Here is a 21,730-nt window from a genome sequence, read left to right as displayed (position 1 = left end):
TATAAGTCTAAAAATTATAGATGAATATGCTGATAGTATTAGATACTGTGATATTCATCTATAATAAGAAGGGGGCGTCTTATATTACGGTGTGAACTCGCCCTTTATTGGTTTTAATTAGCGGTATTCTATAATAAAATCAGCCTTTGGTCTACGTACTTTTTTCATTGTGGCTAACCAATCTTTTGCTTGATCTGCATAACCCAAATAGATTAAGGATACACTTTTAAGGCCTTTTTCTTTTAATCCTAATACTTCGTCGATATGGTTGTTGTCAAAACCCTCAATTGGCGTACTATCTATTTTTAATTCTGCAGCCTGAGCTAGTGCTAGACCAAGTGCGATATACGTTTGTCTTGCAGCATGTGCAAAGTTGTTATCGTCTGACTCGTTTAGGTAGATCGATTTTAATTTGTCTGTATAGGAAGAGAATCTTCCACGTGGTAATCCACGTACATCAGTAGTGAAATCATATACTTCATCTATACGTGCAGCTGTGTAGGTATCCCATGCCGCAAATATCATGATATGTGATGCATCACGCATACATTCTGGATTTAATGCTCCAGCAGTCATTTTATCTTTAAGTTCTTGATTTTCTACGATGATAACCGTGAAGGGCTGTAATCCCGAAGATGTAGGTGCTAAGCGTGCTGCTTCTATTATTTTATCTATATTTTCTGGAGAAACTTTTTTTGAGGGATCATATGCTTTTACTGCATGTCTCCAATTTAAATCATCTATTAGTGCCATTTATGTATTATTTTTTGTTGTATAAAATCTTTATTTATGTCGGTAGAATTTTGTTACATATACAAAGCTTAGTTAGGGTAGATGTTTAATTGATAATCATCAAACATTTTTTATTAACCAAGTTAGTTATGTTGGATTTTGTATCTTTTCTTTATAGAGACAAACTAATCTATAGATTCAACTATTATGGACAAAGCAAATATAATATATTAGAGAGGACAAAATGCTCTTGGGATGTAGTAAGACACATATTTTGAACTTACTATTACAATTGAGATTCTATATCAAAACGGCCGAAGCATATCATGCTGTTTTAATGGCTAAGATTGAGTGTTGATTGTATTTTGTGTTAGAAATCTAAACCATAAAAAAGCCTCCAAAAAGTAGTTAACTTTTTGGAGGCTTTGAAAAGACGCTTACGCTTATATTTTTTTAATCAGATTTTCGATCACTTTAGGATAATGTAGGTGTTCTAATTGTTGACCATTGAATTTTAGAAGCTCTAATGAATCTCCCTTTTCAACCCTAAAACGTCCTTGATAAATGACCTCTCCTTCGTCAAAATTCTCATTAACAAAGTGAATAGTAATACCATGTTCGTCATCACCAGCAGCTAAAACGGCTTTGTGCACACGATCTCCATACATTCCTTTACCACCATGTTTTGGTAATAAGCTCGGATGAATATTGATTATTTTATTAGGAAATCCCTGCAAAAGGTTTTCTGGAATTAACCATAAGAATCCTGCCAATACGACTAAATCAATGTTTAATCTTTTCAATAAATCAACGATCTCATTTGTTTGATAAAACTCTTGTCTGTCAAATACATGTGATGGTATTTCGAAATTATCGGCTCTTTGCAATACGTAGGCATCTGGATTATTACTCAATACTAAGGAAACTTCAGCTTCTTCAGAATACTTAAAGTGTTCCATTATCTTTTGAGCATTTGAACCTGATCCCGATGCAAAAATAGCAATACGTTTTTTCACAGCTTTAATTTAAATGTTAAGTGAATAGTCAAATATAAAAAAATAATATAGCTATTTGTTCTATATCACTATAATTCTATTGTTAAGTTCCTGTTATAGATTATTTGGTGTTTAATAGCTTTTCTAATATTTTTATACTTATATCATCTACGGAATTTGCTGAATTTGACAATACAACGATGGCAGATTTTAAATCTGGAACTATCGCTATAAAAGATGAACTACCACCAGTTCCTCCGTTGTGCCAATAAGTAATCACATCATTAGACATGTTCATATTCCATGCCAAACCGATATCCGTATTTGGCGGCAAATAGTAGGTAAATTGTCTTGTTAATGCAAGTGCATTTTCCAAGTTACTTTCAGGCATTTTGAATTGATATTGCGCAAAACGCAACAGGTCATTTGTGGTAGATTTTAATGCTCCTGCTCCCGCTAATGCTTGAAAATCCCATGCTAGTGTTGCTGTGCCATCCGTATTGTAAACACCCACCATTTTTTGTGTTTTTGGATCTAACTTCTCTACTGTATTCGTCATGCCCAATGGCATACTAATCGTTTCTTTAATGTTTTGATCAAAACTTTTGCGCGTAATAGTACTTATAATATCACCCAATAACCCAAAGCCTAGGTTGCTATATTCGTACATTTCACCCGGTTCTGTGGTTTGTTGTACACTCTTTAAGTAATGATATAACTCTTTTCGTGTATAATTTGCGTATGGATTTTTAGCATCATATTTCAATGCTTTGTCCAAGTTAGAAGGAATACGCGCTAATCCTGACGTATGATTTGCTAGTTGTTTAAAAGTTATCTTTTGGATATATGGATTAGTTTTTACAGAATCGGGTAGATATTTGGCTATGCTATCATCAAGTGATATAATATTCTTCTCTACTAAATCTGCCAGTAGGATAGAAGTGAATAACTTAGAGATAGAGCCTACCTCATAAATACTACTACCTGTAGGTAGTGAAGCTTTATCCCCTTTTATGGATTCGCCGTAGAAGAAAGTGTTTATTTTATTATTGTGTATTATACCTATAGAAAGAGATGCTGTGTTAGGATTGCTTAAATATGTTTTAGCAATTGAATCCACAAAGAAATCTAACGTTGTGGTTGTTGTTACATTTGATTTGATATCCTTTGCCTCTACTGCAATGTAGGGTTCGTCTTTAATGGTAAAGCCATAATATTTAAAATCATCATTAACGGCCAATTGAAGGTAACTAGTTTTGTTTGGGAATACAATATTGTAACCAATAATATTATTATTTGCCGATACAGGAATAGCTTCTTTTATTTTACCGAATTGATAAAAATATTGTATGATTAAACCAAAATCCGACGAGGAAACTTGTTTTTGGAAATCTTCAGTTGCCAATGCATAAATGGAATCCGTCTGTTGCGTATTGAAAAAATATTCTATACGGTTATAGACTATTCTGTTTTTATCCTCTATTGAAGATTGTCCAAAAATAGGTAAACTTGATAGTATAAGAATGAAACTTATAAATGCTTTGTAAATCATGTAGCAAAATTACAAAATGCAATGACTATAAACCAATTGTTTGTTTAAGTCTTGCATATCCTGATTTACTAATGCTTACTTTTTCGCCATTTAATAAAATTCCCCTATAACTTTCTTTCTCCATAGGCTCAATTTTTGCTAATTGATCTACTTTAATGATAAATGAACGATGAACACGGACAAATTGCTTGGCATCTAATTGCTTCTCAAAAGAGGCCATCGTTTTATTTTTTAGAAACATCCCATCTTTAGTATGAATTTTAACGTAATCATCGTATGCTTCAAGAAATATAATCTGTTGTGCCGGTATAAGCTTTATTTGCGTGCCGTTTTTTACCACAATTCTTTCTAATACCTCTTCTTCAATTTCTTCTTTTAATGCTGTAAGCGCTTTTTGAGGCTGTTTATTCTGATATAATCCTCTAAATTTTTGTAATGCTTGTTCAAATCGTTCTTCTGAGATAGGCTTTAATAAATAATCTACAGCAGATTTTTCAAATGCTTTGATTGCGAATTCCTCAAATGCTGTCGTAAATACAATGTGAGGCATATGGTCCAATATTTCCAACATCTCAAAACCTGTTAATTTTGGCATTTGAATATCTAAAAATACAAGATCTGGATTGTGTGCTTGTATCGCTTTTGCCCCCTCAAAGCCATCACCACATTCTGCTACGACTTCAATATCACTTTCTTTACTGAGATATCCTTTTATGATCATCCGTGCTAATGGTTCATCATCTATTACAATTGCTTTAATCATGTTGTGGTATTTTTATGGTTGCGGTAAATTGTTGTTCATTTTTACGGATTTGTAATAAGTCTGTTCTACTGTAAAGGAGAAATAATCTCCTTTGAATACTGCTTAATCCAAATCCTGTGCCCTTATTATTATAGAATTGATCCTCATCAAACGGGTTGCTAATAGAAATTGTAAGCATTTGATTTTCTAGCGTAAGGTTAGTTTCAATACATACATCACCCGTTATATTGTATAGTCCATGTTTGATGGCATTCTCCATGAGTGGTTGTACTATCATAGCAGGAACTTTTGCATGTAAAATACGTTCATCATACTTAAATGCCGTATTCAATCTATGACCAAATCTCACTTTTTCGATTTCTAGGTATAATTCAAGGTGTTTGATTTCATCAGAAAGCGGAATTAACTGGGTGTCATCCTTGCGTAGTGTTCCACGTAAAAAATCAGATAACTGAAACGTCATTTTTTTTGCCAAGTCTGGTTGAATGCTGATCAATGCGATGATAGAATTTAAGCTATTAAACAAAAAATGAGGCTGCAATTGTTGGCGTAAATTATATAATTCTGCTTCGCGAACCAATCGCTCAGATTCTTCTTTACGTTTCTTATTATCGATGTATTCTTCTTGGATATTCCAAAAAATATTGATTATCATCACACATGTTAATAGTAAAAAGTTGATGATAAATTTGTAGGGTATATTATTATAATAATGTGCTATAGATTGAATGTCAAAAAATTGAAGTAATACAAATAAAGATATAACGATACTAAGTGTAGTCAATGTAGTACATATCAATATAATCTTTAGGTATTGATTTTTTCTAGGCATATAGAACTGCATAGAACTAAATATAATATAACAACAAGCAGTAATAGAAAGTGAACCTATCAATGGTTCATATATATTAATCTTTGCAGGTCTGAATTCCCACCAAAGAAGAAGATAAGACACGATAAAGTATAAAATAAAAATGATCCACGAGCTAAGGTGGATAAGACTATTTTTAGATTTTATTTTAAAAGGTTCTGTTGCCATGTAACATTAACTGTTTTTTATTGTTACATTCCCAAATATCGAGGTCCCTGTTATGTATAATTTTTTACTATCATCAAATGCATGATTAATGATCACTCGTCGGTCATCAGTTTCACTCAATATAGATGATATGGATGAATTAACCATCCAATGTGGCGGGACAATAATCTTTGTGCTTCCAAATAGGGAAAATACATCAATAACAATAGGTTGACGTAAATCTGCTTGTAAAAGATTGACTTGTGTGCTACCAAATACATTTGTTATAGTACCTCCTAAGAAGTTTTTACTAAGAACAATTTTTTTAGCATTACCAAAGATAGATTCTACTTTCAAGTAATTTTCTGCATAATAATTTGAATACTGCCCTTGAGCAGTAGGCTCTTGGGCAATCGTATTTTTGTACGCTTGTTCGTTCGTATCGCTAGAAAAATCTATTACACGTTTGTCCCAGTCAAATTCATCTGTAGGATGTTTTGGTGGATCTTGAGGTGGAGTAGGTAATTCTACTGTTTTGCGATTGCGGTTGATAATATAAATACCTATTGATATAGCAAGGATAGGAATCAATACTTTGCCGGTAGAAAAATTCAATAAATCTTTAAGTAAAAATATCGAACCGATAGCGATAAGTATAATAGACGATTTTTTCTGAAATTTTGAATTTACACCGATAACAAGTCCGATAATAATCAATATCATTTCCCATCCAAATAACCAATTTGGAAAGAAATAACCCAAATCAAGATTCTTCATTAATAAGAATATACCAAATAGGATGATAATAGTACCTACTGTTGTGGAACTTTTATTATTACTTGGCGGTAATACGGGCTTTTGCTGTGTATTGTTAATTGTTTCCATTTGTTTGTTGTTCTATGGTTCAAAAGTAGAAACATCTTTACGCTTCAAATATTCTAATTAGGTGTAAGTTTTTACTTTGTCGGTGAAATGAACCATTTATTCGGTGAAAATACCATACTTCTATTGGAAATAAAAAAAGATTATAAAATATACATGTTTTTATTCTGAAAATTTGGTTGTTTAAAATTAAATATTATATATTTATGACATATTAAAAGAGGATTAAACTTAAATACTAAACAAGACTAATGGGAGATTTTGAAAACAAAGAACGTGAAGAGGTATTTTCAAAAAAGGTGAGAGCTGGAAAACGTACTTATTTTTTTGATGTAAAAGCTACACGATCAAATGATTACTATGTGACTATTACGGAGAGCAAAAAACGTTTTGAAGATGGTCAGTTTATTAAACACAAAATATTCTTATACAAAGAAGATTTTGAAAAATTTGCAGAAGGATTGACAGGTGTTGTTGAATATATTAAAAGCAACCAAGAAGTTATAGAGAAAAGATACGAGCCAGGACAAGAAGAAGGTACTTACGAAAGTAGAGAAGATCTTGTCGCTAAAGATAACTTTACTTTTTAGTAAGATTCTCTCAATAGTATAACAAAGTCACCTATGGATAAGGTGACTTTTTCTATTTATTATAATTATGTTACAATAATGGTATGAATATTCATGAAGGGTATTCTTATTTTAGCGAAAATTAATTTTAAGATGAAAAAAGTATTTGCTGGAGTTTTAACTTTTGGTTTGTTCATTGTTACACACTCTTCACAAGCACAGACAAAACCACTTAGTTTCAATCAAGCATGGGGGATTGAGAAGTCTATTACCGAACCTATTAATAGATATATTGGTTGGGCCGATAATAATAATTACTTGGAGTATGACAATGTAAGTGGTAAAACGTATATCGTAAACGTAAAGACTGGTAAAAAGGAATTATATACACCCCAACCCAAGGATGATGTAAAAGTGTATGTAGAGAATAATGATATATACATCAAATATGGTAAGCAAGAGCAAAAGAAGTTGACCAATTCACCTTCTATTGCAGAGCAAAATCCTACCTTATCTCCGGACGGAAAATATGTAGCCTTTACAAGGATGAGCAATCTATATGCTATAAATATTGAAGATGGCAAAGAGATTCAATACACAACAGATGGTACAGATGTTATTTATAATGGTTGGTCATCGTGGGTTTATTACGAAGAGATATTAGGGAGAGCAACAAATTATAAAGCTTTTTGGTGGGCACCGAATAGTAAAGAAATTGCATTTATGCGATTCGATGATACCAAAGTACCTATGTTTCCAATTTATGTATCCAAAGGACAGAATGGATACCTAGAAGAGACCCGCTATCCTAAAGCTGGTCAAGATAACCCAGAAGTAAAAATAGGTTTTGTTAAAGTCGAAGGATCACCAGTAGTGTGGGCAGATTTTAATCCTAAGGACGACCAGTATTTTGGAGAACCCTATTGGAGCTTTGATAGTAAATCTATCATGGTACAATGGATGAACAGAGATCAGAATAATTTGAAGTTTTATGCTGTTAATCCTAATGATGGCGCAAAGAAAGAAATCTATGATGAAAAGCAACCTACATGGATAAACTTGGATCATGATGAGCGCATCACGTACTTAGGCGATAACAAGCATTACATTTTAAAATCTGATAAGACAGGCTGGGCGCACTATTATTTGTATACTTTAGATGGAAAATTGCTTAACCCTATTACAGCAGGTGATTGGCAAGTAACATCTTTAAAAAATATAGACGAAAAAAATAAAGTTATTTATTTTACGGCTCGTAAGGAGAATTCAGCTACTTCAGATTTGTATCGTGTAGATTATACAGGTAGAAATTTGAAAAGATTAACTTTTGGTGAGTATTCACATGATGTTAATGTATCTCCTAATGGATCTTATTTTATTACCAACTATTCTAATGTGTCTACACCTAATAAAGTTGCATTAGTAGATAATAAAGGTAAAGTAATAAGAGAGCTTGCAGATTCTAAGTCTCCGGAATTTGCGAATTATAAATTTGGTAAAACCGAATATCTTACAATAAAGTCTGACGATGGCAAATTTGATTTACCTGTTGTAATTACCTATCCAACAGATTTTGATCCATCAAAACAATATCCTGTTGTCATGTATATTTATGGTGGTCCAGATGCGGGTACAGTTAAGAATACATGGAAGTCGTCTTCGATGAGCCCATATGGCGCAATGTCTCAATACTGGGCCAACGAAGGGATAATTCAGATCGCTTGTGATCACAGAGCATCGGGACATTTTGGTAAGCAAGGCGTAGCATGGATGCACCGTGACCTTGGCAATTGGGAGTTGGTAGATTATATCACTGTTGCTAAATGGTTGAAAGATAAACCCTATGTAGCTAATGATAAGTTATTGATCACGGGTCATAGTTATGGTGGATATATGACCTGTTTGGCCCTGACAAAAGGGGCAGATTATTTTGATTATGGTATTGCTGGTGCTCCAGTAACAAGCTGGGAATTGTATGATACCCACTATACAGAGCGTTGGATGGATACTCCCCAAGACAATCCTGAAGGATATAAAAATGGTTCTATTTTGAATTATGTAGATCAGTATAAAGGTGGTTTACGTTTGATGCATGGTGATATGGACGATAATGTTCATCTACAAAATTCTTTGCAATTAGTTGATGCCTTGACCGATCGTAATGTACCTTTTGAATTTATGATATATCCAGGAAGTAGACATGGATGGAATCGTAGTAAAACGAAGTATGATTTCCGTGAAAGAGTACGCTTTTATTACCAATATTTATTGGAAAAACCTATTCCAAAGGAATTTGATAAACTATAAAATAATATATAAAATAAGGCTTCTAATATTAGAAGCCTTATTTATTTTAGCGCCTAACAAAACCGTATTTTTTATGTTAATAAATAATATAGATATTGATAAATTATCATTGTCTTAATCCAAAAAATATATCATCTTTGCACTATTATTAATCAATATGTTAGAATTTTTAAAGAACAGTACCTTTCGAGCGAATGATGTTTTTTTTCGAGCATTAACCATTCTCAAAAAGCACTATATTTCGGTAGCTGGATTATGTTTTTTGTTATTTGTAACAAATACATTGTCCACATATTTAGCATTATATCTAGATGATATAGCAGGAAATTTTATTAAAATAATATTATTGCTAGTATTTGTAAGTTTATTTTTTGGTTTACAATTGGTACTGATAAAAAGGGCGGTATTATTAGCTAATAATATTGAACATGCACCATTGACAACTTATTTGCCATCGGTGAAGCAATTTTTGAACTTTATATTGGGTTTGATAATTTATTCCATATTATTACCCGCTATTTACTTGATATGTTCATTACTTTGTATGCCGTTGTTGTACATTGGGGTAGAAATGGATACTATTCTCTGGCAGCTTAATCCATTCATGACAGGGATAGTGATGATGTTGATTTTAATACGTATTTCATTTTTTCCATTTTTTATTTTAGAAAAAGGATTTAACATATTTAGAGCTTTTAAATTAAGTATTTCATTTACAAAAGGTAATGTTATTAATTTATTGGTGTTGATGTTATTTTTAGCGATAGCTTATATTTTTCAACTAACATTTGAATATTTGGAATATCCTATATTAGCGAGTATCTCAGGGATATTGAATACATTTATTATTATTCCAGCAGTTAGTATCGTTATGGCAATAGCCTATGTCGATATGATAAAAGAATATAAAGGGAGTGATAATCCCGAATTGTTTAAAAATATATTATAATAGCATTTTGAAGAAAAAAAATATTGCAATACTTGGTTCTACTGGAAGCATAGGGACGCAAGCTTTAGATGTAGTAAGGGCTTTTCCGGAAAAATTTAGTGTTTCTGTATTAACAGCGGGAAATAATGTATCGCTACTGATAGAACAAGCTTTAGCTTTCTTACCTAAAATCGTCGTTATCGTTAATGAAAAACATTATGCAACTGTAAAAGAAGCTTTGGCCGCTACCTCAATATGCGTAATGTCAGGTGAATCTGCGTTGGTAGAGGCTGTAGAGCTGCAAGAGATTGATGTGGTACTCAATGCTATTGTGGGGTCTGCAGGTTTGAAGCCTACAGTGCGCGCAATTCAAAAAGGTAAAGATATCGCGTTAGCGAATAAAGAAACACTTGTAGTTGCTGGCGAACTAATCATGGGGCTCGTGGAACAACATAATGTTAAAATGTTACCTGTTGATTCGGAGCATTCTGCTATTTTTCAATGTTTGGTAGGGGAGCCTAGTCCTATCGAGAAAATATATCTTACCGCTTCAGGAGGTCCTTTTAGAGGGATGTCTACCCAGGAGCTAGAATCGGTGACGTTAGCACAAGCGTTGAAACATCCTAATTGGTCGATGGGTGCAAAGATTACTATTGACTCGGCGAGTTTGATGAATAAAGGGTTAGAAGTAATAGAAGCTAAATGGTTATTTGGCTTAGAACCTAATCAAGTAGATGTTATCGTACATCCTCAATCTATTATTCATTCTTTAGTACAATTTGAGGATGGTTCTATGAAAGCACAGATGGGATTACCGGATATGAAGTTACCTATTCAGTACGCATTGACGTATCCTAATCGTTTTAAAAATGATTTTAAACGATTTAATTTCGTAGATTACCCATCCTTAACTTTTGAAAAGCCCGATTTAGAATCTTTTAGAAATCTACAAATTGCCTATGATACATTGGCAGCGGGAGGAAATAGATGTTGTGTGATGAATGCAGCAAATGAAGTAGTAGTAGAGGCTTTTTTGAAAAATGAAGTTTCTTTTTTAGGGATGTCTTCTATTATAGAAGAGACATTGTGTCAGGTCAAAAATCAATATAACCTTTCTTTAGAGGATTATATTGCCTTTGATTCCGAAAGTAGGCGTGTGGCACGAAATTTAATATTTAATACAGTAAAACACTAATAATATATAGATGGGTACTTTAGTAATGATTGGACAGGTAATTTTAGCCCTGTCAATTTTAATAATATTACATGAATTGGGACATTTTCTTGCCGCTCGTATGTTCGGAATTAAGGTGGAGAAGTTCTATTTATTTTTTGATGCTTGGGGGGTAAAGCTTTTTAAGTTTGATTATAAAGGCGTAGAGTATGGTATTGGTTGGTTGCCTTTGGGGGGTTATGTAAAAATCGCCGGAATGATCGACGAATCAATGGATACAGAGCAACTGAAACAAGATCCTCAACCCTGGGAATTTCGTTCCAAGCCTGCTTGGCAACGTTTGATTGTGATGCTTGGTGGTATCATCGTTAATGTTATTGTGGGTATTGTTGTTTTCTGGGGACTAACCTTTAAATATGGTGAGGCTGACTATGATAATACAAAACTATGGGGCGTACAGCCTGGAATAATAGGTGAGAAAATTGGTCTTAAAGAAGGAGATAAGATAATTGCTGTAAATGGTAATAAAGCAAATCTTTTTTTGAAGGATCTAATGACTTCTGACGTCTTGATGGGGGATGCGGTATTAAAAGTAGAGCGTCAAGGACAAACTTTAGATATTACGTTGCCAGCTACGATGTTGAATGATGTGGCAGATCATAAACGCAATGAATTCGTAACGCCTATCTTCAAGATGCTTCCGGTAGATACTGTTATTGAAGGTACCAGAGCTAAAGATATGGGCTTGGCCAAAGGAGATAGTATTATTGCTATTAATGGTGTTGCTGTAGTGCGTCTAGATGAATTTCAAGCCGAAGTAGCTAAGAGTAAAGGAAAAGAGATTAAACTTGATGTCAGCAGAGCTGGTGTGCCTGTTACGCTTGTGGCGGCAGCAGATACTACCGATAAGTTGGGTTTTAATAATCTACCGATTGTATCTAGACAATATTCATTTGCGGAGTCTTTACCAATTGGTATCAACAAGGCTGTTTCTGTGGTAACAGATAATATTAAAGGTTTTGGTAAAATATTTAAAGGAGAGATACGTGCTGATAAAGCATTGTCTGGCCCTGTAGGAATCGCCAAGATGTTTGGAACAACGGTTGATTGGGTGAAATTCTGGACTCTTGTAGGTACTTTATCTATGGCATTAGCCTTTATGAATTTATTGCCTATTCCGGCACTAGATGGTGGTCATGTTGTCTTCTTATTGATAGAAATGATACAAGGCAAACCTGTGAGTGAAAAGGTATTAGAAACGGCACAGATGATAGGTTTCTTCATATTGATCGCTTTGATGATATTTACCTTTGGTAATGATATAATAAAGTGGTAGATATATTCTTAATATAGCATAAAAAAGGGTTTGTGATTTGTCACAAACCCTTTTTTATTTTTAAATGTTATATTTAGCTTTAGATATATTCATAATCGCTATGCAAAATAAATCTACACTTGCGGAAATTGAGAATCGCTTTGATCATGATGTTAGACGGTTTTCAAATTTAGAAACGGGACAGCTTACCACACTCGATTCTTCTTTCAATATGGAATTGATGGCACAAGGTATAGCAAAATACTATCCTCAGTTATCATCTGTGTTAGACATAGGCTGCGGTGCGGGCAACTATGATGTCAAGTTACTACAATATACCTCTCCAATGCACATGACACTTTCTGATTTAAGTATGCCTATGCTTCTTAAAGCACAAGAGCGGGTTGAAGCACTGAATACTGCTGGTACGACAAAAATCGTAAAGGGTGATTTTAGAGACTTGTCGGTAGGGGAGGAAACGTTCGATGTCATCATGGCGACAGCTGTATTGCATCATCTTCGTGATGACGCCGATTGGGAAACGTCGTTTTCTAATTTTTATCGATGGTTGAAACCCGGCGGTAGTATCTGGATATTTGATTTAGTAAAACAGGCAACCCCTTCTTTACAACAGCTTATTTATGACGATAGATATGGGAGGTATCTCACGTCACTAAAGGATGAAAAATATCGTGATGAGGTATTTGCATATATAGAGAAGGAAGACTCACCACGTCCACTGATGTATCAATTGGATTTATTACGTCATGTAGGATTTAAAGAAGTTGATATATTGCACAAGAATTTGTGCTTCGCAAGTTATGTAGCCTTTAAGTAATAGCTCTACATATTTATATACACAAAAGCCTCCATGGATCCATGGAGGCTTTTGTGTATTGTTCAAACAGCTTATTATTCGTTTACAACACCCATTTTACTGAATTTGTCGATACGCTCTGCAACAAGTGTTTCTTTATCTTTAGCTTTCAATACAGTTAAATCTGACAAGATTTGATTCTTTACAAATTCAGCTGCAACAAGAGGGTTTTGGTGTGCTCCACCTAATGGCTCAGGGATAATTCCATCTATCAAACCATTAGATAGCATATTTTCGCCTGTCAATTTCAATGCTTCAGCAGCTCTTTCTTTATGATCCCAGCTTCTCCACAAGATAGATGAACATGACTCTGGAGAGATCACCGAATACCAAGTATTTTCCATCATATATACACGATCACCGATACCAATACCCAATGCACCACCAGAAGCTCCTTCACCGATAACAATACAGATAATAGGGACTTTCAATACTGACATCTCTAGTAGGTTACGCGCTATAGCTTCTCCTTGGCCGCGTTCTTCAGCTTCCAAACCTGGGTAAGCACCCATAGTATCGATCAATGTAACAACAGGTTTATTAAATTTCTCTGCCATTTTCATTAAGCGTAAAGCCTTACGGTATCCTTCTGGATTAGCCATCCCGAAATTACGAAATTGTCTTTCTTTGGTGTTTTTACCTTTTTGATGACCAATAATCATCACAGACTCGCCATTGATAGACGCAAAACCACCTACGATAGCTTTATCGTCTTTAACTGTTCTGTCACCGTGTAATTCTACAAACTCATCACAAATCATTTCGATGTAGTCAAATGTCTGGGGACGATCGGCATGTCTAGACATTTGCACTTTTTGCCATCCTGACATATTTTTATACACATCGAGTTTCGTTTGCTCTAATTTTTCCTCAAGTTCACTAATAGTAGCACTCATGCTTACTTTAGTTTTTTCAGCTACTTGATGTACTTTTTCTATTTGAGTTTGCAAATCTGCAATCGGTTTTTCAAAATCAAATGTTGTCTTCATATAAAAACTTTTACGTCTTAGAATCGGCTAAGTTAACTTATTTTTTTGGAATTGAAAACCTCTTTTATGGCATAATTGAATATGCCATTTCAGCAAAATTTAGTAAATTAGTATTTTTGTGGGTTATTAGAATAAGTATGGATCAAAAAGGCAGCAAGATTAGACAACTATTAACTTTTGTTGTTAAGATAGTATTAGTAATTACAAGTTTTATTATTCTTGGCAGCATTGATAATATTGGTGAAAAAAAGTATTTATTACATCCAATAGTTGGACTTAATTATTTCTTAGTACCCAGTATCGTTTTTTCAATCACTAGGCTTACAATTATTTCCTTTTATAATGCCCGACATGCTAATCGTACAGTACGAGGTAATTTTGTGCTAGGGATAAATCGTTTAACAGCCGTTTTGAATTTTATTTTCGTTGTCATAGCTATTATGATAGCCTTTGGGATAAAACCTATCGAGTTCTTAACAAGTTTGACAATCGTAGCCATGGCGATCGCTGTAATTCTACGCGATTATATCACGAATATGATAAGTGGATTGTTTATTATGTTTTCAGAGCAACTTTCTGTAGGCGATCGTATTAAGGTAGGCGATCATAAAGGGCGAATCGTAGATATCACTTTTGCACACATAGAATTACAAAATGAAGAAGACGATATCGTGATGATCCCTAATAATCTTGTATTCACGAATTCCATGGTTAATTTATCGGCACATCGCTCCAATTTGTTTACCGTTAGATTTGAACTTCCGATCGCTATGGCAACCAATCTTTTGGATTTGGAGAATGAAATAAGGTCTTTACTTATTAATCATCCTAATCTAGACCCTAATTCATCTATTGATCTCAATATAAATGAAGTAGGAAAGGATTATGTACGCTATAAAATAGAATTGCATGCCACGAGTAGTAGCAATTATTTGCATAAGCAAATCGAAAATGAAATCTTAAAGCAGATTCTTTTGATGGAAACTCTTCGAACTAAAGCTTCCTAACGCGTATATTTTTTACGAAGTGATTGGATCCTTTTTTCAATATTAAATCAGCTCTATACTTAGTAGGTAGTATATTGTCATGGAGATTGGGTTTGTTGATCTCGTTCCATATCTGCGTAGCCATATCTGTGCTTTCAGCAATGGTCATATCGGCATATTTGTGGAAATACGAAGTAGGATCTTGAAAGGCTGTAGCTCTTAATGACTCAAATCGCTCAATATACCAGGTTATAATATCTTTTTCTAAAGCGTCAACATAGATAGAATAATCGAAAAAGTCCGAAACGAAAACTTTGTTATTTTGTCCTTTTTGAGAGTTTACTTGAAGTACATTGATCCCTTCAACAATCAAGATATCAGGATGATCAATTTTTTGATCTTCATTTTGTAAAATATCGTATTCCAAATGGGAGTAAACAGGAACATTAAATGTAGGATTACCCGATTTCATAGCGGATAGGAAATTTAATAATTTCTTTGTGTCGTAGCTCTCCGGAAAACCTTTTCTATTAAGGATATTCTTTTCAACAAGGATTTTATTAGGATATAAGAATCCATCGGTAGTGACTAATTCTACTTTAGGCTTTTGTGGCAACAATGAGAGCACTTTACGAAGAACACGCGCCGTAGTGCTTTTTCCCGCAGCGACAGATCCTGCAATACCGATGATAAAAGGTAATTTCTTTTGATCACGTTGGAAGAATGATTTACGTGCTTCGTGTACTTGTACGTAGTTCTGAATATGTAGCTCTATAAGATGTGCAAGAGGAAAGTATATTTCTTCTATTTCTTGGATCGTAAGTGGTTCGTTTAGTGCATGTAATTTGTGTAGATCGGCTGCTTCTATATTTAAATTGAAGTGACCGTTCAAATTTTTCCACTCTTTACGTCCAAATTTTTCATATGGACCACTTAATACCATCTCTTCTTGCAATGAGGTCATGCTATATTTTTTAAAGCGCAAATATACTATCTTGAACCTATAATAAATAGATTATTATTGGACGATATGTGTTTTTATGTAGATAGGATTACTTAATATTTTTTGAACAGGACATTTCTCGGCAACTTTTAAGATACGTTCACGTTGCAGATCATCTAATTCACCAAATAACTTTACTCCGATAGTAATATGTGTTAGTTGTTCAATTCCATTCTTAACAATATCTATATCCAAATTGATCTCTATTTTCTCTAGGGCCCAATTCTTTTGGTCAGCATACATACGCATTGTAATAGCTTTGCATGTACCTAAGGAGGATAGGAGCAGGCTCATAGGTGTTGGGCCTAAATCATGACCTCCAATATCTTCAGGTTCATCAACGATAATCTGATGTTTGTCTATTAAAACCTCTGTTTGATATTTATCTCTTCCTATTTTGACTATAACTGCTGGCGTCATTTATTAAGAATTAATCTTCTAGTAAACCCTCTATTATTAAAGATCCTGTAGCAGGATTGGTCGCTAATGGTACATTGTATAAATCACAAATACGCATCAACATTTGAATATCTGGTTCATGTGGATGTTTGCCCAGTGGATCTCTAAAGAATATAATACCAGCAATTTTTCCTTCGGCAGTCATAGCTGCAATTTGTGCATCACCACCTTTAGGGCCACTTAATTTCAACTCTACCGCTAATCCTGTTTGTTGTATATAGGTACCTGTTGTACCGGTGGCTACAAGCTTCGCTTTGCGCAAAAATGCGATGTGGTCTTTTACAAAACCTACCATTTCAGCTTTTTTTCCATCATGGGCAATTAATGCAATGGTCTTCATATATTTAGTTTTTTATGTAAAGAATATATAAGCTACTATGATTGCAGCAATTACACCTACGGCTTCAGCAATCAAAGCACAAGGTAAAGCATGTCTTGTATTTTTAATCGCTACGGACCCAAAATAAACTGCTAATACGTAGAATGTTGTTTCTGTTGAACCTTGAATAACACAGGCTACGCGAGAAGCAAAATCATCCGCTCCTTTGGCATTCATTAAATCTACCATCAATCCTCTGGCTCCAGAGCCACTCAAAGGTTTCATGAAAGCTACTGGTAAGGCTTCTACAAAAGAGGTGTCCAAACCCAATGTAGCAAATAAATATGCAATACCATTAACGAGATAATCCATGGTTCCTGAAGCTCTAAATACAGCTATAGCAACTAAAATAGCTACAAGATACGGAATAATATTTACGGCGATACTAAATCCTTCTTTTGCTCCTTCTATAAAAGCATCGTATGCATTTATTTTTTTGATAAAGGCTAGTGCTATGAATGATATAAAAATGGAGAATAACGCTACATTACCTACTACTCTAGAGATAATCTCTATTTGCTCTTGTTCTTGGGTAGAGAAATAGTACAATAAACCACCAATAATAAATGAAAGTGAACCTAAATACAAGAGCACAGTTTTGTTAAGAAGGTTTATTTTTTGGTAGATAGATACGAGTATTAACGCGGCTAAAGTAGAAAAAAAGGTAGCAATTAATATAGGTAAAAATACATCTGATGGTTGTGCTGCACCTGCTTCTTGGCGGTATGCCATGATTGAAATAGGTAGTAATGTCAAACTGGATGCATTCAATACAATGAACATAATTTGTGCATTACTTGCTGTGTCTTTATTTGGGTTTAATTCTTGCAATTCTTTCATTGCTTTTAACCCTAGTGGAGTAGCAGCATTATCTAAACCTAAAGCATTTGCTGAAAAGTTCATTAGAATGGAACCTAATGCAGGATGATTTTTGGGGATTTCGGGAAATAATTTATGAAAAAATGGACCTACAATTCTTGCGAATACGTTAATCATACCACCTTTTTCGCCTATTTTCATAATACCCAATGCAAAAGTCATCATGCCGATTAAGCCTAATGAAATGGTAGCTCCATTTGCTGCGCTATCGAAGAGTGATTTTACAATATTTTGGAATACTTCTGTGTCTCCACCGATTAACTTTATTATTGCAACAATAAATGTTATTAAGAAAAATGATACCCAGACGTAATTTAATGCCATGTTAAGTTAGTTATTTGGCATAAATGTAAGGTTTATACGAGATTCTCACAACTTGATTTTTGCAATATTTTGCTGTTTTATTAATATTGCTGATATAATGACACAGGCTGACCTAATAATATATTGAAGGGCAATTTTTTATAGCCTTACCATTGTGTTTTTACGATTAAGATTATTTTAGGGATTTCTTTTGAGGGTGTCAGCTGATGTATAAATACCTTTAATTCATACCTTGCAAAGGTATTACTCGTTGTAAGGGTATAGTACAATTATAGATTACCAGTATATATCGGTATGGATATGTACTAATCTATAGAATAATAGATTGTTTAACTAAAGATCAGTTTGTAGTAGGATGTAGTAGATTTTGTTTAAGCCTCTAGTGTTTTTAAAATACCTGATGCTTTGAGTAGGCATTCTTGATATTCTTTTTCGGCGTCTGCATCTATAGTTATTGCTCCACCAGTATGAAAGGATAGATATTGTGTACTACTATTGTATAATAAGGTGCGTATAATTACATTAAAATCAAAATCCCCATTTGCAGCAAAATACCCTACACAACCAGCGTAAATTCCGCGTCTAGAATTTTCGTATAAATCACAAAGTTGCATGGCTGATATTTTTGGTGCTCCAGTCATTGAGCCCGGAGGGAATGCATTTTTGAGAACCTCAATATCCGAAATATTTGGATCTTGAGTACAGGTAATAGTTGATATTAGCTGATGTACTTGTTTGAAGGAATGTACCTCTAGCTTACGTGCCGCATTTACTGTGCCTGGCATTGCTGATCGTGTCATATCATTGCGTACCAGATCAACAATCATAACATTTTCGGCAATTTCCTTTGGGTTATTACGGAGGGTCTCTATTTGAAAAGCATCTTCCTGTGCATTATTTCCTCGAGCTGCAGTACCTTTAATCGGTTGAGATAACAATGTATTTCCTCTTTTTGCCATAAATCGCTCGGGCGAAGCTGACAATATATAATTATCACCTAATTTGAAAAAGGTAGAGAATGGAGTAGGAGATATGCTATTCAATTTTTGGTACACGGACAGCGGGTTTATTTCTACCTTTTCGGCGAAGAATTCCTGGCATAGGTTTACTTCATATATATCTCCACGTCGGATATGCTCCATCATTTTTTCAAATGCCGCAAAGTATTGTAGTTTTGAAAGACGATTATTGATCTTAATGGAAGTCAAATGCGTAGGTTCATTTACTACCGTAATTTGTTCTATGCTATTAAATATATCCTGCGGGTTATCTGCGTCAATTACCAAAGAGCCCTTTGAAAAATGAATAAGAATACGTGGTATGAAAAAGTAGCTCTCAGGGAAACCTAATCGATTGGGAAAAGTAGTTTCGAGCTGTTCTACCTCATTTTTGAGGTCATACGAAAAAAAGCCAAGCATACATTGATCTGCATGCTTGGCTCTAAATTTTTCAAGCCCCTCAAAAGCATTGCTATCCATTGCTTTGAATGAATAGGCTGCATCTACAGCCAAAAGGCTTTGAATACGGGTATATTCGTCGGTATAACCATTAGATTGTAGAAAACATACTTCATTGAATTGCTGAGCCCATTGCAGGGCTTTTGCTTCAAAAGTCAATATGTCAACTTCAAAAATGGCTTTAGCCATGCTATTACTTCAATATAATAGTTTGTGTACGATCAGGACCTACAGACAAATACTTGATAGGCACTTCTAATGCTTTCTCCAAGTAAGCAATGTAATTAGCTAATGCCGTAGGAATCTCTTCTTTTGTACGAATACCTGTCAAATCTTGATTCCATCCTTCGATTTCTTCTAAGATAGGCTCTGGTTTGATAGAATTGATGTCGTAAGGCATATAGTCGATCACTTCACCATCGTGCTTGTAATGTGTACATGCATAGATAGTTTCGAAAGTATCCAATACGTCAGCTTTCATCATTACCAATTCTGTAACACCGTTCAACATGATTGCATATTTCAATGCTGGAATATCAATCCATCCTGTACGACGGGCACGACCTGTAGTAGCACCAAATTCATGGCCCAATTGACGTAATTTCTCTCCTACTTCATTGTCTAATTCTGTAGGGAAAGGACCGCCACCCACACGTGTACAGTATGCTTTAAAGATCCCTAGTACGCCGCCAATTTTATTTGGAGCAATACCTAGACCTGTACATGCACCTGCAGTAGTGGTATTTGAAGAAGTAACAAATGGGTAAGAACCGAAGTCAATATCCAATAATGTACCTTGAGCACCTTCAGCTAATACTTTTTTACCTTCTTTTAGGTATTGATTTACTAAATGCTCTGAGTCCACATGAGGGATAGATTTTATAAATTCAATAGCTGCTAAGAAAGCTTCTTCACGCTCTTTGAAGTCAGGAACTTCACCGTAGTGTGATAAGATATTAAGGTGTTTTTCTTTCAATTTCTCATAACGCTCTTTAAAATCAGGAAGCGTAGTGTCGCCTACACGTAGACCATTACGGCCAGTTTTGTCCATGTAAGTAGGGCCGATACCTTTTAGGGTAGAACCAATTTTACCATCCCCCATTTTAGATTCTGAAGCAGCATCTAATAATTGGTGTGTAGGTAAGATAAGGTGAGCTTTACGCGCTAATACTAATTTACCAGCACCTACAGGATCAAATCCAGCAGCTTTAAGATTGTCTAATTCTCTTTTTAAAATAATAGGGTCGATTACGACACCATTACCTATAAGATTTAAGGTTTTTGTATGGAAAATACCTGAAGGAATAGTGTTTAAAACAAATTTTTTGTTGTCAAACTCTAGTGTGTGTCCGGCATTAGGACCTCCTTGGAAACGCGCGATTAAATCGTACTGCGGACATAATACGTCCACGATTTTACCTTTACCTTCGTCGCCCCATTGTAAGCCCAATAGCACATCAACTTGCATAATGTATTATTTTGAGATTAAAATTGAAATTTCTATATACGTCTAAAAAACAATGTTCGGAAAATGCTATTGCGATTTTCCGAACAAATTTAATATTTAAAAAGTAGTTATAGGAATTAATTTGAAATTACTTCCTTACTCGTTTTATTTTTATCATTGTTGGCACGCAACAACTGACAGCTTTGACAAACACCGTACAAATTTAAGGAATGATGCTTTACCTCAAAATTCAATAAATCACCAATCATAGTTTGTATTTGATGAATACGAGGGTCACAAAATTCTACTACTTTGTTACAGTCAATGCAGATTACGTGGTCATGTTGCTTGTAGCCATAAGACTTCTCAAATTGTGCCATATTGCGCCCAAATTGATGCTTAGTCACTAAATCACAAGAAACTAAAAGCTCTAATGTATTGTATACCGTAGCACGGCTTACACGATACTTTTTGTTTTTCATGTGTATATAGAGAGACTCTACATCGAAGTGATCCGTGCGCGAATAGATTTCTTCCAAAATGGCATAGCGCTCTGGAGTCTTTCTTAGATTTTTGTTCTCTAAGTAAGCTTCGAATATTTTTTTTACGGTTTCGTAATTTTCCACTTGATTCATGTTAATACTTGCTCCTTCACAAATTTACCAAATTCTATTCTATTTTTCACACCTTTTGAA

The 21,730-nt window shown here is 34.4% G+C and carries 21 protein-coding genes; 7 read left to right on the top strand and 14 right to left on the bottom strand.

Features of this window, described 5'->3' with window-relative positions; translation table 11 throughout:
- Positions 1 to 117 precede the first annotated feature (117 nt).
- The 6 genes from IP023_RS00940 to IP023_RS00915 form a co-directional block, all read right to left on the bottom strand.
- Entirely contained in the window at positions 118 to 753 is a 636-nt protein-coding gene (locus IP023_RS00940; RefSeq protein ID WP_241788368.1) for a nitroreductase family protein, read from the bottom strand.
- Between the two features lie 422 nt (positions 754 to 1,175).
- A complete protein-coding gene (gene purN / locus IP023_RS00935; protein ID WP_241788367.1) occupies positions 1,176 to 1,748 on the bottom strand; it encodes a phosphoribosylglycinamide formyltransferase in 573 nt (190 codons plus the stop codon).
- 100 nt (positions 1,749 to 1,848) lie between these two features.
- Entirely contained in the window at positions 1,849 to 3,279 is a 1,431-nt protein-coding gene (locus tag IP023_RS00930; RefSeq protein ID WP_241788366.1) for a serine hydrolase domain-containing protein, read from the bottom strand.
- A 25-nt stretch (positions 3,280 to 3,304) separates the two neighbouring features.
- Positions 3,305 to 4,042 carry a LytR/AlgR family response regulator transcription factor gene (locus tag IP023_RS00925; protein ID WP_241788365.1) on the bottom strand — a complete coding sequence of 246 codons (738 nt, stop codon included), beginning with the start codon at positions 4,040 to 4,042 and terminating at the stop codon, positions 3,305 to 3,307.
- Positions 4,035 to 5,081 carry a sensor histidine kinase gene (locus IP023_RS00920; protein WP_241788364.1) on the bottom strand — a complete coding sequence of 349 codons (1,047 nt, stop codon included), beginning with the start codon at positions 5,079 to 5,081 and terminating at the stop codon, positions 4,035 to 4,037. Before IP023_RS00920 ends, IP023_RS00925 begins: the two co-directional genes overlap by 8 nt.
- Positions 5,082 to 5,087: 6 nt before the next feature.
- On the bottom strand, positions 5,088 to 5,945 hold the full coding sequence (locus IP023_RS00915; RefSeq protein ID WP_241788363.1) for a LiaF transmembrane domain-containing protein: 858 nt from the start codon (positions 5,943 to 5,945) through the stop codon (positions 5,088 to 5,090).
- Between the two features lie 248 nt (positions 5,946 to 6,193).
- Between IP023_RS00915 and IP023_RS00910 the strand changes: the two genes are divergently transcribed.
- The 6 genes from IP023_RS00910 to IP023_RS00885 all read left to right on the top strand — a co-directional run bounded on the left by IP023_RS00910 (position 6,194) and on the right by IP023_RS00885 (position 13,073).
- A complete protein-coding gene (locus IP023_RS00910) occupies positions 6,194 to 6,532 on the top strand; it encodes a DUF3276 family protein (RefSeq protein WP_241788362.1) in 339 nt (112 codons plus the stop codon).
- Between the two features lie 132 nt (positions 6,533 to 6,664).
- Positions 6,665 to 8,818, top strand: a complete 2,154-nt coding sequence (locus tag IP023_RS00905; protein ID WP_241788361.1) for a S9 family peptidase — start codon at positions 6,665 to 6,667, stop codon at positions 8,816 to 8,818.
- A gap of 157 nt (positions 8,819 to 8,975) precedes the next feature.
- Positions 8,976 to 9,767 (top strand): hypothetical protein, encoded by a 792-nt coding sequence (locus IP023_RS00900; RefSeq protein WP_241788360.1) that lies wholly within the window; start codon positions 8,976 to 8,978, stop codon positions 9,765 to 9,767.
- A 7-nt stretch (positions 9,768 to 9,774) separates the two neighbouring features.
- Positions 9,775 to 10,941: a 1-deoxy-D-xylulose-5-phosphate reductoisomerase gene (locus tag IP023_RS00895; protein WP_241788359.1), complete on the top strand. Its 1,167-nt coding sequence runs from the start codon at positions 9,775 to 9,777 to the stop codon at positions 10,939 to 10,941.
- Between the two features lie 10 nt (positions 10,942 to 10,951).
- Positions 10,952 to 12,256 carry an RIP metalloprotease RseP gene (gene rseP / locus IP023_RS00890; RefSeq protein ID WP_241788358.1) on the top strand — a complete coding sequence of 435 codons (1,305 nt, stop codon included), beginning with the start codon at positions 10,952 to 10,954 and terminating at the stop codon, positions 12,254 to 12,256.
- A 100-nt stretch (positions 12,257 to 12,356) separates the two neighbouring features.
- Entirely contained in the window at positions 12,357 to 13,073 is a 717-nt protein-coding gene (locus IP023_RS00885; RefSeq protein ID WP_241788357.1) for a class I SAM-dependent methyltransferase, read from the top strand.
- A 74-nt stretch (positions 13,074 to 13,147) separates the two neighbouring features.
- Here IP023_RS00885 and IP023_RS00880 read toward each other — a convergent pair whose 3' ends face one another.
- Entirely contained in the window at positions 13,148 to 14,101 is a 954-nt protein-coding gene (locus IP023_RS00880) for an acetyl-CoA carboxylase carboxyltransferase subunit alpha (RefSeq protein WP_241788356.1), read from the bottom strand.
- A 137-nt stretch (positions 14,102 to 14,238) separates the two neighbouring features.
- Here IP023_RS00880 and IP023_RS00875 point away from each other — a divergent pair, with 137 nt between their 5' ends.
- On the top strand, positions 14,239 to 15,108 hold the full coding sequence (locus IP023_RS00875) for a mechanosensitive ion channel family protein (RefSeq protein ID WP_241788355.1): 870 nt from the start codon (positions 14,239 to 14,241) through the stop codon (positions 15,106 to 15,108).
- Here the strand turns inward: IP023_RS00875 and coaA are convergent.
- The 7 genes from coaA to IP023_RS00840 all read right to left on the bottom strand — a co-directional run bounded on the left by coaA (position 15,095) and on the right by IP023_RS00840 (position 21,670).
- Positions 15,095 to 16,051, bottom strand: a complete 957-nt coding sequence (coaA, locus tag IP023_RS00870; protein WP_241788354.1) for a type I pantothenate kinase — start codon at positions 16,049 to 16,051, stop codon at positions 15,095 to 15,097. The genes IP023_RS00875 and coaA overlap by 14 nt on opposite strands.
- 54 nt (positions 16,052 to 16,105) lie before the next feature.
- A complete protein-coding gene (locus tag IP023_RS00865; protein ID WP_241788353.1) occupies positions 16,106 to 16,510 on the bottom strand; it encodes an OsmC family protein in 405 nt (134 codons plus the stop codon).
- Positions 16,511 to 16,520: 10 nt separating this feature from the next.
- Positions 16,521 to 16,889, bottom strand: a complete 369-nt coding sequence (locus IP023_RS00860) for a methylglyoxal synthase (protein WP_241788352.1) — start codon at positions 16,887 to 16,889, stop codon at positions 16,521 to 16,523.
- Positions 16,890 to 16,901: 12 nt separating this feature from the next.
- Entirely contained in the window at positions 16,902 to 18,131 is a 1,230-nt protein-coding gene (locus tag IP023_RS00855) for a nucleoside recognition domain-containing protein (protein WP_241788351.1), read from the bottom strand.
- A 371-nt stretch (positions 18,132 to 18,502) separates the two neighbouring features.
- Positions 18,503 to 19,777, bottom strand: coding sequence for an anthranilate synthase component I family protein (locus tag IP023_RS00850; RefSeq protein WP_241788350.1), 1,275 nt, complete (start codon positions 19,775 to 19,777; stop codon positions 18,503 to 18,505).
- Between the two features lie 4 nt (positions 19,778 to 19,781).
- Complete coding sequence (locus tag IP023_RS00845; protein WP_241788349.1) at positions 19,782 to 21,056, bottom strand: adenylosuccinate synthase; 1,275 nt, start codon at positions 21,054 to 21,056, stop codon at positions 19,782 to 19,784.
- Positions 21,057 to 21,172: 116 nt separating this feature from the next.
- Positions 21,173 to 21,670: a Fur family transcriptional regulator gene (locus tag IP023_RS00840; protein WP_241788348.1), complete on the bottom strand. Its 498-nt coding sequence runs from the start codon at positions 21,668 to 21,670 to the stop codon at positions 21,173 to 21,175.
- Between the last annotated feature and the right edge of the window lie 60 nt (positions 21,671 to 21,730).

This window comes from Sphingobacterium rhinopitheci (genome assembly GCF_022627575.1).
GTDB classification, from domain to species: Bacteria; Bacteroidota; Bacteroidia; order Sphingobacteriales; family Sphingobacteriaceae; genus Sphingobacterium; species Sphingobacterium rhinopitheci.
The sequence above is the reverse complement of the archived record's forward strand: the minus strand, read 5'-3'. Positions and strand labels throughout refer to the sequence as shown.